General features: G+C 35.4%; 13 protein-coding genes. 6 read left to right on the plus strand and 7 right to left on the minus strand.

The window, feature by feature from the left end; translation table 11 throughout:
- Positions 1-162: 162 nt before the first annotated feature.
- The 6 genes from fni to NSQ59_RS26760 all read left to right on the plus strand — a co-directional run bounded on the left by fni (position 163) and on the right by NSQ59_RS26760 (position 7,387).
- Positions 163-1,239, plus strand: a complete 1,077-nt coding sequence (fni, locus tag NSQ59_RS26735) for a type 2 isopentenyl-diphosphate Delta-isomerase (protein WP_340833079.1) — start codon at positions 163-165, stop codon at positions 1,237-1,239.
- A gap of 453 nt (positions 1,240-1,692) precedes the next feature.
- Positions 1,693-2,388, plus strand: coding sequence for a response regulator transcription factor (locus tag NSQ59_RS26740; RefSeq protein ID WP_126648537.1), 696 nt, complete (start codon positions 1,693-1,695; stop codon positions 2,386-2,388).
- Complete coding sequence (locus NSQ59_RS26745; RefSeq protein WP_340833080.1) at positions 2,381-3,385, plus strand: sensor histidine kinase; 1,005 nt, start codon at positions 2,381-2,383, stop codon at positions 3,383-3,385. The genes NSQ59_RS26740 and NSQ59_RS26745 overlap by 8 nt, the downstream gene beginning before the upstream one ends.
- A gap of 101 nt (positions 3,386-3,486) precedes the next feature.
- Entirely contained in the window at positions 3,487-4,248 is a 762-nt protein-coding gene (locus tag NSQ59_RS26750; RefSeq protein ID WP_055741576.1) for an ABC transporter ATP-binding protein, read from the plus strand.
- Positions 4,238-6,181, plus strand: a complete 1,944-nt coding sequence (locus NSQ59_RS26755; RefSeq protein WP_055741577.1) for an ABC transporter permease — start codon at positions 4,238-4,240, stop codon at positions 6,179-6,181. Before NSQ59_RS26750 ends, NSQ59_RS26755 begins: the two co-directional genes overlap by 11 nt.
- A 162-nt stretch (positions 6,182-6,343) precedes the next feature.
- Complete coding sequence (locus tag NSQ59_RS26760; RefSeq protein ID WP_055741578.1) at positions 6,344-7,387, plus strand: ATP synthase subunit B; 1,044 nt, start codon at positions 6,344-6,346, stop codon at positions 7,385-7,387.
- A gap of 20 nt (positions 7,388-7,407) precedes the next feature.
- On the opposite strand, the gene NSQ59_RS26765 is transcribed toward NSQ59_RS26760, so the two are convergent.
- From NSQ59_RS26765 to NSQ59_RS26795, 7 genes are all read right to left on the minus strand, one after another.
- Complete coding sequence (locus tag NSQ59_RS26765; protein ID WP_340833204.1) at positions 7,408-9,402, minus strand: bifunctional diguanylate cyclase/phosphodiesterase; 1,995 nt, start codon at positions 9,400-9,402, stop codon at positions 7,408-7,410.
- An 843-nt stretch (positions 9,403-10,245) separates the two neighbouring features.
- Positions 10,246-10,920: a uracil-DNA glycosylase gene (locus tag NSQ59_RS26770; RefSeq protein WP_340833081.1), complete on the minus strand. Its 675-nt coding sequence runs from the start codon at positions 10,918-10,920 to the stop codon at positions 10,246-10,248.
- A 105-nt stretch (positions 10,921-11,025) separates the two neighbouring features.
- Complete coding sequence (phnX, locus tag NSQ59_RS26775) at positions 11,026-11,847, minus strand: phosphonoacetaldehyde hydrolase (protein ID WP_340833082.1); 822 nt, start codon at positions 11,845-11,847, stop codon at positions 11,026-11,028.
- A complete protein-coding gene (gene phnW / locus NSQ59_RS26780) occupies positions 11,844-12,938 on the minus strand; it encodes a 2-aminoethylphosphonate--pyruvate transaminase (RefSeq protein ID WP_055741581.1) in 1,095 nt (364 codons plus the stop codon). The genes phnX and phnW overlap by 4 nt, the downstream gene beginning before the upstream one ends.
- Before the next feature lie 23 nt (positions 12,939-12,961).
- Positions 12,962-13,963 (minus strand): extracellular solute-binding protein, encoded by a 1,002-nt coding sequence (locus tag NSQ59_RS26785; RefSeq protein WP_340833083.1) that lies wholly within the window; start codon positions 13,961-13,963, stop codon positions 12,962-12,964.
- Positions 13,964-14,006: 43 nt separating this feature from the next.
- Complete coding sequence (locus NSQ59_RS26790; protein ID WP_340833084.1) at positions 14,007-15,626, minus strand: ABC transporter permease subunit; 1,620 nt, start codon at positions 15,624-15,626, stop codon at positions 14,007-14,009.
- A complete protein-coding gene (locus NSQ59_RS26795; protein ID WP_340833085.1) occupies positions 15,619-16,371 on the minus strand; it encodes an ABC transporter ATP-binding protein in 753 nt (250 codons plus the stop codon). Before NSQ59_RS26795 ends, NSQ59_RS26790 begins: the two co-directional genes overlap by 8 nt.
- Positions 16,372-16,561: the final 190 nt, after the last annotated feature.

Here is a 16,561-nt window from a genome sequence, read left to right on the forward strand (position 1 = left end):
GTATAAAGCTGCGGCATATTTGTCGCAGTTTTATTTGTTTTTTTGTAAAAATGTATGTTACTATCATAACCTCTGTCCTTTTCTAACTAGAAAAAATGGGTAAGGTGTTTTTCCTTATCCCATACTAATAGTATGCTACTGGAACAAAGGAGGACATTGTTAATGGAATTTGATGAGAATAAGGAACGTGAAAAAAGAAAAGATGAACATGTGCAGCTTGCTCTATTAGATGACCGCCTCCCACCTTCACATTTTGACCATCTTACCTTTGTTCACCATTCCCTTCCCAATATAGGATGGAGCGATATTAATCTTCATGTAGTCTTACCTGACTTGGATTTGAAAAGTCCTCTATATATAAATGCAATGACAGGTGGTAGTGAAAAAACAGGGAAAATCAATGCCGAGCTTGCAATAATAGCTAAAGCAACAGGTATAGCGATGGGTGTTGGTTCTCAGCATGCAGGCTTACGTAATGAATCACTTGCAGACACCTATCGAATTGTACGCAGGAATAACCCTGAAGGAACTATTTTTGCTAATGTTGGGGCCGATGTCCCACTTGACTTTGCCTTGAATGCTATTGAGATGTTAGAAGCCAACGCTTTACAAATTCATTTGAATGCGCCGCAAGAACTGATCATGCCGGAAGGAGAACGTGATTTTACAGGCTGGCTTTCTCAAATTGAGAAAATCATAAAACACGTAAAAATCCCTGTTATCGTAAAAGAAGTCGGATTTGGGATGAGTAGAAATACACTTCGATTGTTAAAAGAGATTGGTGTTCAATATGTGGACATAAGCGGGCGCGGAGGAACGAATTTTATTGGAATTGAAAATCGTCGGAGAGAAAAACAGGAATATGACTATTTAAGAGGATGGGGGCAGACGACTCCTATTTCTTTATTAGAAGCTCAAGAATATATGAATGATATGACGATATTCGCATCAGGCGGGATCCGAAACCCGTTAGATGCGGTAAAATGCTTATCTCTCGGGGCAAAAGCAATCGGCTTAGCAAGTCCAATCTTACGTGTTCTTCAAAATGAGGGGACGGAACGAGCAATAGAGGAACTAATCAACTGGCATGAACAGATGAAAACGATTTGTACGATGTTAGGCGCCCGAAACATGGAGGAATTATGTGATTTCCCTCTTGTTATTACGGGAGAAGTGCGGGAATGGTGTGAAATGAGAGGAATTGATATTGTTGCTATTGCTAATAGAGGGAGACTGTGAAATAAAGACTTTTCCAGGAGTAGCTGGAGCTCAATTAACTTGTAAACAGGCTAACTTTAACAAGTTATGAATGACAAAATTTGCTTATAAATCTTTGGGACGTCTTTCATCGGACTTATGAAGGACAAATACTTCTTTTTAATTCCGCAAAATGTCCTTCATATGCTTTATGAATGACAAATACTTTCCTTTAAACCATCAGACTGTCCTTCATTCACTCTATGAAGGACATTTCTCTTCATCAAAGACATTTAATTGTCCTTCATTGCATTACGCTTCCAAATAGAATTTGACTTTTTTCATCACTCACCTTTCTTCCTTTACAATTGCTGTATGGAACATCGATCTCTTCACATGCCTCCTACTAACGACATTAATGAAAACCCTAATAGCACCAAATTAGGATTTACTATACAATATTTTTAAAGAAATACAAATCGTGTGGTGATATTAGTGTTTAAACTTTTACTAATTGAAGATGATGCTACTCTTTTTCAGGAAATCAAAGATCGGTTATCCAGTTGGTCTTATGAAGTATATGGAATAATGGATTTTAGTAATGTTATGCAGGAATTTACAGCAATAAAACCGGATTTAGTCATTATTGATATCCAATTGCCCAAATTTGACGGCTTTCATTGGTGCCGAATGATTCGTGCCCATTCGAAGGTTCCCATCGTTTTTTTATCTTCACGTGATCATCCTACTGATATGGTCATGTCTATGCAGCTCGGAGCGGATGATTTTATCCAAAAACCTTTCCATTTTGATGTACTCATTGCAAAAATCCAGGCAATCCTCCGTCGTGTATATAATTACAATACAGAAGAGGTTTCCCTTAAAACCTGGTGCGGGGCTGCGATTGATTACGAAAAAAACATAGTCGCCAATGAACTGGGATCTATAGAGCTGACAAAGAATGAAATATTCATATTAAAACAGTTGATTGAACAAAAAAATAAAATTGTTAGCAGAGAGGCACTAATAAAAAGCTTATGGGAAGATGAGCGTTTTGTTAGTGATAATACTTTAACAGTGAATGTAAACCGTTTGCGAAAAAAATTAGATGAGCTTGGCTTAGGACGCTATATTGAAACAAAGGTTGGTCAAGGCTATATAGCAATTGAAGAGGGAATTTCATATGCTTAGAAAATATTTAATCGAAAGATGGAGCTGGATTTCTCTCTTTCTCTTTTTGCAATTACTATTTGTCTTTGTCGCTTTTATTGATTCGGCAATCCCGCTAACGTCCATTCTATATATGGTCTTTTTATCTTTTATCATTTTTATCCTATTCATTGTCATGCGCTACCAAAAGGAAACGAAGTTCTATAAGAGCATGGATGAGTGGGAGGCTGATCTCGATCTATCTAGAATAACCGCAGCAGAAAGCCCCTTTGAAAAAATAATCGAAGATAGTATGACAAACCAAACCGAACAGCTGAAAAAGAATACCTCCCTGCATCTAATGTCATTGGAAAAAGAAAAAGATGAATTATTATCTTGGATTCACGAAGTAAAAACACCCTTAACCGCAATGAATTTAATTATAGATCGAATAGAAGATGAAAAGCTAAAAGCGCAATTAACCCATGAATGGCTGCGTATCCATTTGCTGCTTGACACTCAGCTTCATCAAAAGCGTATTCCATTTATGAAGAACGATTTATATATCGAAAAAGTGGATTTACACTCAATATTGGTTAAGGAAATAAAAACATTGCAATCATGGTGTATGCAAAAAGGCATTGGATTTGATATGGATTTAAAAGTTCCCGAAGTGATTAGTGATGGAAAATGGGTAGCCTTTATCATCAGACAGCTATTAACAAATGCTATAAAATACAGCGATGCATCCGATATTTACATTAAAACCTATGAAATTAATAAACAGGTATATCTGGAGGTCGAAGATTTTGGACGCGGCATTGACCCAAAGGACTTACCGCGGATATTTGAAAAAGGCTTTACCTCCACTACTGACCATCAAGATCATGCTGCAACAGGCATGGGACTTTATTTAGCAAAAAAAGCGGCGAAATCCCTGTCCATTTCTATAAATGTGGAGTCAAAACCAGGAACAGGAACGACTTTTATATTAGCCTTCCCAAGAAAAAATGAGTTTCACCAAATTTCATGCATGTGACAAAAATGTCACATGCTTTTCTCATTTGTTCGTTCAATCGAAGGATAACAAAATAATGGCTCTTTTATAATAGAACTATCAAATCCAAGGAGCGAGTCAATATGAAAATATTAGATGCAACGAACATATATAAAATCTACGGAAATAAATTCAATAAACAGGAAGTATTAAAGGGTATCGATATTAGTGTATACAAAGGGGAGTTTGTCAGTATCATGGGCCCGTCCGGTTCTGGAAAAACTACCTTACTTAATGTCCTTTCCTCCATCGATCGAGTGAGTAATGGAACCATTAGAATTGAAGGAAAAGATATGACTCAGATGAAAGAAAAACAATTAGCCGGATTCAGAAAAAATCATTTGGGCTTTATCTTTCAAGATTATAATTTACTAGATACTCTGACCGTCAAAGAAAATATCCTTTTACCTTTATCCATTACAAAGGTACCGAAAAAAGAAGCAGAACAAAAATTTAAAGAGGTAGCGACTGATCTCGGTATTTATGAAATCAAAGATAAATATCCAAACGAAATTTCCGGCGGTCAGAAACAACGCACCTCTGCTGCTAGATCGTTTATTCATGAACCAAGCATTATTTTTGCGGACGAGCCAACCGGTGCACTCGATTCAAAATCTGCTTCTGACTTATTAAATAAGCTTAGTAGCTTAAATGAGAAGCGTAAAGCTACGATTCTCATGGTTACACACGATCCAGTCGCGGCGAGCTATTGCAGCAGAGTTATTTTTATTAAAGATGGAAAAATCTTCACACAGCTAAATAAAGGGGAAGAAACTAGACAACAATTCTTTAATGACATCATGAAAACACAGGCTGTATTAGGTGGTGTACAAAATGAGTATTAATCAGCTCATGCTTCGCAACCTAAAAAAGAATGTTAAGAATTATTATCTCTATGTCTTTGCTTTAATTTTTAGTGTCGCCCTGTATTTCGCATTTGTCACACTGCAATATGATCCATCTATGGATGAAGCAAAAGGTTCGGTTAAAGGAGCTGCAGCATTGAAAGCAGCATCCATTCTGCTAGTTGCAATTGTTGCTATCTTTCTTTTATATGCAAATAAGCTTTTTATGAAACGCCGCAGCAAAGAAATTGGTTTATTTCAGTTGATTGGAATGACAAAGACTGGAATATTCCGCCTTATGAGTGCCGAAAACTTCCTTCTTTATTACGGCTCCCTAATAATTGGAACTTTTATAGGGTTTTCCTGTTCAAAATTAGTCATGATGATATTATTTAAAATTACGGGTGTAAGAACGAATGCAACCCTTCATTTTTCCATTGAGGCAATGATTCAAACTCTTATCGTCTTCAGTGTCATTTACTTGGTTATCTTGTTGATAAACTATGTTTATATTAAAAGACAAACAATCCTGTCCTTATTCAGGGTAATTTCCTCAACAGAAGGAAAAGTTAAAAAGATAAGCGTTTTTCAAATGATTATCGGGGTAATCGGCATTGTTTTCATCGTTTCGGGCTATTATGTCTCATCGAAATTATTCGGCGGTAACTTTACAACTATAAATGAATTATTTATCGCCATGATTTTTATTCTTGGTTCCGTTATTATTGGTACCTATCTATTTTATAAAGGCTCTGTTACATTCATCACCAATATGGTTAGGAAAAGTAAAGGTGGTTATTTAAATATTAATGAGGTATTATCGTTATCATCCATTATGTTTCGGATGAAATCAAACGCCTTATTATTAACAATTATTACAACCGTGTCTGCGCTTGCCATTGGTCTTTTATCATTAAGCTATATTTCTTACTATTCAGCAGAGAAAAGCGCCAAAAACAATGCTCCGGCCAATTTTTCCATGACAACCAGCAAGGATGCTAAACAGTTCGAGGACGCTTTATCGGCAAAGAATATTCCTTATAATGAAAAAAGGATCCCTGTCCTTTATGCTGATATTAATGTTAAGGATATCATGGAGACAAGTTTAAAAGAACTTAACTTTGATCCGAATGTTATGACTCTAGCTGTCATCAGTGACGAAGCGGTATCCAACCTCCATTTGTCAAAGGATGAATCCATCTTTATGGGGAATAGCGGTGTACTTGGAAAAGTGATATCCTTCAAAGATTCCGGACATATTAAACTACGTGGAAAAAGCCAGACCTATACTCTGAAATATTCAGGAATAATAGACGAATCGATTCTTCCATACAATTTCACGAGTGGAAGTTTACCAGTAGCCGTTGTAGACAAAACCGTTTTTGAGCAATTAAAGACAGATCTTAATCCTAAGATTCAAAAAAAATCTCTTTATATTGGAATTGATATAAAGGATAGAGACAATATTGAAAAGGCAGATAACATTTTCAATAAGTTGCGCCTCAATGAGAAGTCCGATAATCTATCTCGTTATGAAATAAGCAACAGCCAGAAACAAATCATGGGACTCGCTATGTTTATCGTTGGTTTCCTTGGATTAACCTTTTTAATCACATCTGGATGCATTCTTTATTTTAAACAAATGGATGAAAGTGAAGACGAAAGGCCAAACTATACCATTCTGAGAAAACTTGGTTTCACTCAAGGAGATTTATTAAAAGGTATTCAAGCAAAGCAAATCTTTAATTTTGGTATCCCTTTAGCCATCGGACTTCTCCATAGTTATTTTGCTGTAAAATCCGGCTGGTTCCTATTTGGCACCGAACTCTGGACACCAATGATTGCGGTCATGCTTCTATACACTGTCTTATACTCCATTTTCGGGGTACTATCAGTTCTCTATTATAAAAAGGTGATTAAAGGAGCACTTTAATTACATATGCTAACGGGACAGAATTCTGTCCCGTTTTTTATTACAATTAAGACTTCATTTTCAATTATCTTATTTTAAGTAAAAATAATTACTCTATAGAGTAATTATTTATTGCTCCTCAGAGTAATATATATTACCACCTAAAGTAAGGAGGTGTAAATATTGGATAATTTGAGGTTAAACGTTTCATTATTGCGAAGGAGAGTTCCAAACCTTACGAGTGCAGCTAAATCAATGGGCTTACGTCCAGCCACCGTATCCAATCTGTGTACCGGGAAAATTCCAATTGAACGTGCTGAAGTACGGACATTAGTTGCCCTCGCATCATTAGCCCAATGCAGTTTAGATGAGTTGATATTAAGAGGAGAGTCTGTCGAGATGATTGAAACTAAAATTAAAACATTAGATTTATTTGCACCTATTGCCAAGGGAGGAACAGTCGGATTAGTAGCTCGTCCTGGCATGGGACAGCTGGTATTACTTGGAGAATTATTCTATAGACTCAAGAACGATGGGTATTCCGTTATTTTACTAAAACCCGAAGAAAACCATCCTGAATTAAATGATATTACGGAATATGCGGATGTCGTAGTGGACTCTATCGAAAAAGCTTATGAGCAAATCATCACCTTAGGTGCAAATCAAGATATTATTTTTACCGCGGATCGCTCTCATGTACTGACAGGGGAAATATTTAATCTCCAAGACCAATTACATACTGCAAATATTCAAACAGTAACCACATTTCTGCTTGATTTAAAAGGGGCGGTGGTTGATGAAGATCTTCCTTATGGTCCTTTGGAAACATTATTGTATTTTGACGCAGACCTCGCAGCACGCCATAGCTTCCCTGCCATAAACCCAATTTACTCTACATCATCTGTTTTGGAGGGGGCACATCTAGACCAAAACCATCTTTTTATTCAACAAAGAGCCCAAAAACTGTTGCGTCGTTACCGAGAATTACGCTCGTTAGTGAATGTAAGAGGACTTGAGGCAATTCCAACAGCTGAAAAAGAAACCTACCATAGAGGAGAACGATTAGAAGCATATTTTACCCAGCCTTTTTATGTAGCAGAAACTTACTCCGGAATAAAAGGAGAATCAGTAGATATTAATACTACCTTAAATGATGTTCGCAAAATATTAGATGGTGGGGCTGATTCTGCGGATTTAAAATCATTAACTTATATAGGTAAACTCTAATTTAAAAAAAGAGGTGTTACTTAAACCGTAACATCTCTTTTCACATATTTTGAAATCTCTTTATTCTCCATCGGTCTTCCATAGAAAAAACCTTGCATAACGTAACATCCAAGCTGAGTCAACAAATCAATATGTTCCTGCTGTTCAACACCTTCTGCAATTACTTCTAAGTGAAGATTTTCAGCCATCAAGATAATCGCTTGGATGATCGCGCGTTTGCTAGGATTGTCTAAATCAAATGTAAATAACCGATCTAATTTAATGGCATCCATAGGTATCTTATCTAATAAACCGATTGAAGAATATCCTGTTCCGAAGTCATCCATTGATACTTTAACTCCCATATCACGAATAATTTCCAGTTGTCGAATAATATCATTTATGTCGTAAAAAACCATAGATTCCGTGATTTCAAGTTCAAGAAAATGCGGGTCCAAGTCTACCTTTTCTAATAAATTCCCGATTAACTCTGTTAATTGATCCGTTTCAAAAAGACGAACGGACAAATTGACAGAAACAGGCTGTACTAGTCCTTGAGATTGCCAAGATTTGCATTGCATACAGGCCTCTTCTATTATCCACCTAGTAATTGGAATAATTTTTCCGCTCTCTTCCGCAATCGGAATAAATTCTCCAGGTGAAACGACTCCCAATCTAGGATGATTCCACCGGATTAACGCTTCAAATCCAAATAACTTATTGGTTTTGACGTTCCATTTCGGTTGATAAACGATGTAGAATTGGTTATGCTCAAGTGCATTTTGCAAATCCTTTTCTAATTCCATTTTCCTGACTTCTTGAATCCCCATTTCATTGGTATAAACACAATACTGGTTCTTTCCTAATCCCTTTGCCTTATACATGGCTGTGTCAGCTGATTTTAACAATTCTGAACGATTTAATTCCTGAATCGAACCGATGCTTATGCCGATACTCCCCGTCACATATAACTCATTTCCGTTAATCCGATAAACCTCTTTAATACTTTGCAACACCTGTTTTGCCAGCTTTTCGGCCTTTTCCAAACTACAATCTTTTAAAATAATTAAGAATTCATCTCCTCCAATGCGAAATGCTTGCTGATCCCTTCGAATGAATTTCCGCAAGCGATTCCCTACTTCATGTACAAGTAAATCTCCAACATCATGACCAAGTGTATCGTTAATAGCTTTGAACTGATCCAAATCCAAAAACAAAACGCCAATCGTTTCCGTTCCGACATATGTATTAAAAAAGCGGTTCATTTCATTACGATTGGGCAAGCCTGTAATGGAATCTTGATAAGCGAGCTTCTCCAGCACATGCCGATCAAAAAACATTGCACCCCATGAAATGAATAAAATAAGAAAAATCATTACTGTAACGCCATATAAAAGAAAAAAATCCATTGAATGGTTTTGTTCCATCATCATACCCGAAACATGATGAAATCTTGCAGCCTTCATTCCAGTATAGTGCATACCACAAATAGCAAAGCCCATAACGACGGCGGACAACCACTTCAGCCAGCTGGATGAGGATTGATTTCGAAATCGAAGAAATAAAAATAGCGCAGCATAAGAAGCAACAAAAGCGATTATTGCCGATAATATCCACAAAGTTTTATCATAACTAAGCCCCATTGGCATAATCATTGCTTTCATTCCTACATAATGCATCGTTACGATACCGCTTCCCATAATAAATCCGCCAATAACCAGTTGATACCTGTTAATGTCTTTTGGCATGGTGATATAAAATGCAATAAAAGAGGAAATGACACTTGCTAACATAGAGAGCAAAGTAAATCCAACGTCATATTTTACAAGAGCATTTAAATGGAAAGCTAGCATTCCAACAAAATGCATGGACCAAACGCCGCTTCCCATAACCAACGCACCTGCTATAAGCCAAAACCATCGGCTCTTCCCATTTGCATGCGAAATTTTTGCCGCTATATTTAAAGCTGAAAACGATGCTAATATCGCAATAACTATAGATAGTATAACGATATAAATGTTATAACTTCCTTCCATGATGATTGTTTTCCACTCCTTTAAGATAATCAGTTTTTCATATACTTGATGCATTGTCAAAGTTTTCAATCCAGATAGAAGGGTATTCCAATCCATAAAAATATTACAAACCAAATGTATCCAAATTAGTGTAACTAAACATTATTTCAATAAAATAATCTCCCTCTGCTTCTCCTTTTGTAACTTACCCTCAAATAGAAATTTTTTTTCTTTAGTTAGCAATAACTAGACTACTATTTCATATTTTTGTTTCTATTGTCTATCTTGTTTCACGGTTTATATCCTACAAATTAATTATGCTATACAATAATCTACAATTTCTTGCATCTTTTTCAAAAAAATTTCCATTAATCTTATCTGTAAACGAAACAAGTAGAAATTAGGTCACACCGGTTGCCCCTATTTTTGCCTTCATTAATTTTCCCTCACAATAATATAGGGACACATAGTAGAAAGGATAATATTTATCTCCTACATTTGTAAATTAGTAATGAGTAAAATCTTTTAAAATATTTATAATAAATTCGAAGATAGGAATAAACAGGTAATTAAATGGATAGGAAATAAATAAAGATGAATTATGGTACATTTTGAAGATAAAACGATAAAATCAACATTCGATTATTAAACTTGATGTTGAGAGGATAGTTTATTGCTTGCAACTTGTTATCCCTTTTTGTTTGTAGGGAATGCTCCATGGCGATATATCATATACGCAGAGCCTGTTAAAAACCGTTAATGTTAATAAATAGATGAAAAAAAAAAAATAATTCCCTTACTTGTTGTAAGCATGGGAATTATTTTTTCATTTATCAGGAATAAACCTGCTCAAAAAACAACAATCTATAAATTTGGTATTTGCCAATCAATCTCCTCCATCCCAATTTCCCGTAAAATAGCATTTGTCCGGGAAATTGGTCTGCTGCCAAAAAATCCTCGATTTGCTGAAAACGGGCTTGGATGAGGAGACTTAATAATGAAATGCCTGGATGAGGTAATCAATTGTTGTTTTGCCTGAGCAAAATTCCCCCAAAGGATAAACACAACTGGTGTCTCCCTTTGATTCAATGTTTCAATAACTTTGTCAGTAAAAATGTCCCAACCAAGACCTTTATGAGAGTTTGGGGTTCCCGCCCGGACGGTTAAAACTGCATTAAGCATTAAAACTCCTTGCTCGGCCCACTTTACAAGGTAACCATTATTGGGGATATAGCATCCCAAATCAGTATGCAGTTCCTTATAAATATTTTGTAATGATGGGGGAATTTTAACTCCAGGTTTAACAGAAAAACTTAATCCGTGGGCCTGACCCGGGCCATGATAAGGATCTTGACCAATAATGACGACTTTCGTATCGTTATACGAAGTTAAATGAAGCGCGTTAAATATATCATAACGGTCCGGATAAATCACTCTCGTTTGATATTCCTCGTGCAAATGCTTCCTTAAATGTTGATAATACGGTTTCTCAAACTCTTCTTCAAGTAAAGGTGCCCAATCATTTTTTAAAATAGCCATTGCCATTCCACACTCGTTTCTATAATGGTTAACCATTTCATTATAGAAGTGAGTATTTCGAATATCAACGAAAAGATAAAGCTTCTATACCACATAAAGCTTTATTTACATCATTTTTACATATGGCCTCTTACCTTCTGAAATAAGGCGATTAATTCTTTCAATTAATGGAGGCAGTTCGCTCATTGACCTGATTGTAAAATCAGCCCCATTTTGTAAAAAGGTTTGTTCCGTTCTCAAGATGACTTTCTCTTGAGCTGATTCGGATAGAGCATTAAATTCATCTATGCTTAGTCCCATTTCGGAGCTGCCAATAATAACACCTACTGACCAAACTCCTGCATTAACCGCCTCTTTTATATCTGAGATTGTATCTCCGACTTTTACTACCTTCCATGATGCCGATAAATTCAATGCTTCTATGTTTCGATAAATCATATATGGATAGGGTCTACCTAGAGAATTTGTTTGGTCAGGAGTAATATAAAAATCTGGACTATAACCCTTTTTCCATGCATTTGGAACAACAACATCCATCATCGTTTGTGTATATCCTGTTGTTGAACCGATTTTCAAACCTTGGCTTCTTAATGTTTGTACAGTCTCTATAACCTCTGGAATTGGATCTGTATAATCTATTAAAGAAGACATGAGTGAAGGTTCGAATTCAGCATATAAGTTCTCAACATCTTTTTCATTGAACTCTCTTCCAAATTTTCCACTCCATAAAGCAGAAATTCTTGGCATCGACAACATGGCGCGAATATGGTCTATCTTAAGCATTCCCATGGGTGCTCTTGCTTCCTCCATTGTTACATCAATACCTGCTTTTTTAAATATATCCATAAAAACATTTACAGGTGCAAAACAACCAAAATCAACTGTTGTCCCTGCCCAATCCAAAATGACTCCTTCAATCTTAATCATTTGGCCATCACTCCCATATATTCTTCAATAATATTACATAATGTTTGTATATCTTCCTCATGAATTTCACCAATATTCCCAATACGGAATGTATCTACATCCGTTAACTTTCCTGGGTAGAGGACAAAACCTCTCTCTTTTACATAGGAATAAAAGTCTTCAAAATTGAATTGTTCGTTTGGAAAAAGAAAGGTAGTGATAATCGGTGATTGTTTTTCTTCCGCGATATAGGCATGAATTCCTACTTTTTCAAGTCTTTCTCTTAAAATTCGATTATTATTTTGGTAGCGCGCATGTCTAGCTGGAATGCCGCCCTCTTCTATTAATTCATCCATTGCTTTTGAAAAAGCCGCAACTACATGTGTTGGTGAAGTGTACCTCCATTTCCCGTCGTTCTCCATTTCCTTCCATTGATCATATAAATCTAGTGATAAACTTCGAGAATTCCCTTCACAAGTTAATAGTTTCTCCAGTTTTGCAATGACAAAACCAAATCCAGGCACACCTTGAATACATTTATTGGCGCTGCTTATTAAATAATCAATTCCAAGGGCAGGAACATTGATTTCCATTCCACCGAAACTGCTCATTGCATCAATGATTAGTGTTTTACCATAACTCTTGGACAGGTTTGCAACCACTTCAATCGGATTTAATATCCCTGTCGTTGTTTCACAATGAACCATAATTATATGTGTAATTTCTTGGTCTTCATCTAAAATACTCCTTAATTCCGCTTCATTTGGATATTCATTATATGGAATACTATACTCTCTGAATGTAAGACCAATGTATTTCGCCATTTTTACAATTCGTTCACCATATGCACCGTTTGTAATGATTAATGACTTGTCATGATCCGTTATAGCAGTATTCATTACAGATTCAACGGCGAAGGTACCACTTCCTTGCATTAATACAACGGTATACTCTTCGTTCGTAGCACCTGCAAGTGCAAGAAGTTGTGATCTTATTTTTTGCGTAATATCTTTATAGTCTTGATCCCAAGTACAACGATCAAAAAGCATCTCCTCTTTAACAGATTTAGTAGTAGTCAATGGACCTGGTGTCAAAAGTTTATAGTTATTCATGTTCCCTACGCTCCTTCATCCCTTTATTTTGCTGAATTAAAAAACTGTTGGTGCTGCTGTAATAGATCAACGGTTAATGGCTTTTCAAATTTTTTAGTATGAGCAGGCTTATGAACGTCACTAATTGTTTCTCCCTTATACAAGGCAACTGGATAATAGTTTAATAGCTCTTTTCTGCCATTTTTAATGATAACCTCGGCCATTTTCATTGCTAGTTTTGTAGTTGCATCATCTTTTTTCACAACTGCAATGGATTCCGTAAGAGAGAAATTACCTTCCGTTGGATCAATATAATCAATTGGTGCACCTTGTTCCTTCGCTAATACCGCTTGATGACGAAGTCCAAAACCTGCGGCAACTTCTCCTGCTTGTACTTTCTTAATAGGACCTGAACCAGAGCTTTCAAGATGTGGACCAACATTTGCAATTAATTTATGTAGAATGGTCTTCCCTGCTTTTTCTCCATATTGAGTAATAATGGCTTGGACTAATAACCAACCTGTTGAAGAGTCCATAATATTTGGAATTGACACTAGGCCTTTAAATTCCGGTTTCGTTAAATCCTTAATAGAAGTTGGCATTGGTAATCCCTTTTCTTTGATGACTTCTGTATTGATGAAAATGGAACCGGTATTAGCTAAAATCGGCGTATAATAAGACGGATATTTTTCTAACGCATTGGTTGTGAATGATAAATCTTTAAACATATTGTGCTTTTCTTGAGCACTTTGTACAAAATAAGAGCTCATGGTAACTAAATTAGCATCAATCTTATCTCCCTCTGCCATTAGCTTGCCTCCTAATTCAGAAGTACCCAAAGATTGAACTACATATTTTCCTTCATACCCTGCTCCTTTTAATGCATTTTCCATCGCTGCAACTGCTTCGTCATCACCATTCGTTAAAATAACCACTTTCCTTACTTCAGCATTTGCTGCATCTGTTGAATGATTACAGCCAACTAACGAAATTACTAAACCTACTACAACAAGAAACAGCAATATTCCCTTAAGCTTTTTAAACATACACTATCCCTCACTTTTAATTTTTTTATTAAAGAATCACTCATTAACGATCCACTAATTGTCGTTTTTGAAAAAAATCACAAAGCAATTTAACCAATAAATTTGTACAAAAGATGAGTATAGATAAAACAAAGATTTCATTGAATTTAGCAAAATGCTGCAATTCCTTAATTTTGCTTGCTACTACTGAAGTTTGGGCTGTAACCAAAAAGATAATTCCACTGATGGTTACCATTGCATTGATAAAATAGTATCTAAACATCTCGATTACGGTTAATACCGAATTGGGTATGATGACACGTCGGATTGTTGATAACCAGCTATCACCCAATAGTTCTCCAGTCGTTTCCCAAGATGGATTCATTTTAGCTAGGGAATTTTTCGCCATTAAATAAGGCGTCGTAAAGTAGTGAACAATTGTACATAGGATAATGATGAAAAATGTCCCTTTTAAACTGCTGTTATTAAAAAGAAATAAATAAGATAAGCCTAATACCATACCCGGTACTGTATTTGTAATCATTGAAATAATATCCATTGCTGATTTACCTTTAATAGTTGTGCGTACATTCAAAAGAGCTGAACAATAGGCAATAACCGTACCAAATATGGCAGTACAGACAGCTACTAATAATGAATTTTTATAAACATTTACTAAATCGCTCGATTGAAAAACATCAGAAAAATGCTTCCATGTAAAAATAAGATTGTATGGATAACTAACTACCAACGGTGCTACAAACATGACGACAAAAATAGCAACCATTCCAATTAAAATAAGAGAAGATATCAATCCTAAGAAAATGTCTCTACTTTTATTCTGAACTAACTCTATATCAGCAAATTTATCGTAATGAAAATTATATCTATCAAGATAAGTTAACAGTAAAACCCCAAACATAGCTGGAAATAACATCAGTACCGCTATGGCTGCACCATTATTAAAATCTGGAATAGAACCGAGCATAACTTGGTAAAGCCCTGTTGCAACAACATTATATGTTCCCCCAACTGAAGCAGGTATCCCAAAATCCGTAAAGCTCAAGATAAAGGAGAGAATGAAGGCTCCACCTATAGTTCCCAATAATGGACGAATGATTGTATTCCTAAAACTTCTTACCGCTCCATCCCCCATCAGCTTTGATACGATAAAGAATTTTTTATCCATATACGTAAAGGAATTATTAATAAGCAGAAACACAGGCGGTAATGTATAAATCACGTAGCCGATTAATAATCCTTTAAATCCGTAAATCTCAAATAAATTTCTCCCGAAAAGTTTGGTGATTAATCCCTGGTTTCCAAAAGAATACATTATAGCAAATCCATATGTAATTGTTGGCAGCAACATAGGGATAAGAATACCCGTTTTAATGACAGCTTTTAACGGACGGTAGATTCTCGTGCAATGGATGGTATAGGCTAAAACAAATGCTAAAATAGTAGTAATTACAGCAGTAATACTAGAAATTTTTATGCTGTTTCCAATCGACTCTATTAGTTCTTTGTTAGACATAATAGAAACATAATTTGAGATTCCAAATCCGTGATTTGTTTCAAAGGAACGAACAAATAAACTGATTAAAGGCAATACAAGAAAGGCCGCAAATACACATATTACAATGAAAAAAAAGATCCGCATTTCATGTTTTACATTAAGCATACTTTTCACCAAATAAGTTATAAATGTTTTGTCTTTTAATCTGTAATTGCTTGAGAATAAATTCCTTCACAAAATCATTACTTGGTTGATTCATAATTTCATAAGGTGTTCCAAACTGCGAAATGCTCCCATTATGAATAATGAGAATTTTATCTGATAATGTTAATGCTTCCTCTGGGTCATGTGTGACAATAATAGTTGTAAGCTTAAATTCCTTCGCAATAGACTTAATACGTTCCTTAATCGATTCTTTAATGACCCCATCCAATGCACTTAAAGGCTCATCTAACAATAATATTTTCGGTTTTGTCACTAATGTTCTTGCAAGCGCAACCCTTTGTTTCTGACCGCCTGATAATTCCCCTATTTTCTTTTTCAAATGAGGTTCTAACTCTAGAAACTCGATATATTCCTGAATTTCTCTCTCTGACACCAATCCCTTTTTATTTCTTAAGCCATATACAATATTTTCATATGCATTTAAGTGAGGAAAAAGGGCATAATCTTGAAAGACAATATTGAATCCTCGCTTCTTCATTGGTACATTACTCAAATCCGTATCATTAAAAATGATTTTCCCCTGATCCATTTTAGTTAAGCCCAGGATAATATTTAATAACGTCGTTTTACCGCTGCCACTTGGCCCTAATAGTGAAACGATTTCTCCTGTGTTAATTTCAAGATTGATATTTTCTAAAATGACCTTTTGATTGTATTGTTTGCCTATGTATTGCAATTTAAGCAAACTGTTCACCTCCTTGAGTACATTTTAAGTATAAAAACTATATGTAAATTTCAATTAATGATTATGTAAATAGTATGTAAATTGTGCATAAATTTTAAGTAAATCATGCACAATTTATGACTAAATTTTATTTAACATATGCTAAATATTTAATGTTGTTTTTGTAAATATATTGAAAACAGAATGAGTA

The organism is Margalitia sp. FSL K6-0131 (genome assembly GCF_038008735.1).
GTDB classification, from domain to species: Bacteria; Bacillota; Bacilli; order Bacillales; family Bacillaceae_C; genus Margalitia; species Margalitia shackletonii.

Excerpts from the sequence above, each read along its gene's own strand:
- fni (WP_340833079.1), top strand. The coding sequence starts at position 163 with ATGGAATTTGATGAGAATAAGGAACGTGAAAAAAGAAAAGATGAACAT.
- NSQ59_RS26745 (WP_340833080.1), top strand. The coding sequence starts at position 2,381 with ATGCTTAGAAAATATTTAATCGAAAGATGGAGCTGGATTTCTCTCTTT.
- NSQ59_RS26750 (WP_055741576.1), top strand. The coding sequence starts at position 3,487 with ATGAAAATATTAGATGCAACGAACATATATAAAATCTACGGAAATAAA.
- NSQ59_RS26755 (WP_055741577.1), top strand. The coding sequence starts at position 4,238 with ATGAGTATTAATCAGCTCATGCTTCGCAACCTAAAAAAGAATGTTAAG.
- NSQ59_RS26765 (WP_340833204.1), bottom strand. The coding sequence starts at position 9,402 with ATGGAAGGAAGTTATAACATTTATATCGTTATACTATCTATAGTTATT.
- NSQ59_RS26770 (WP_340833081.1), bottom strand. The coding sequence starts at position 10,920 with ATGGCTATTTTAAAAAATGATTGGGCACCTTTACTTGAAGAAGAGTTT.
- phnX (WP_340833082.1), bottom strand. The coding sequence starts at position 11,847 with ATGATTAAGATTGAAGGAGTCATTTTGGATTGGGCAGGGACAACAGTT.
- phnW (WP_055741581.1), bottom strand. The coding sequence starts at position 12,938 with ATGAATAACTATAAACTTTTGACACCAGGTCCATTGACTACTACTAAA.
- NSQ59_RS26785 (WP_340833083.1), bottom strand. The coding sequence starts at position 13,963 with ATGTTTAAAAAGCTTAAGGGAATATTGCTGTTTCTTGTTGTAGTAGGT.
- NSQ59_RS26790 (WP_340833084.1), bottom strand. The coding sequence starts at position 15,626 with ATGCTTAATGTAAAACATGAAATGCGGATCTTTTTTTTCATTGTAATA.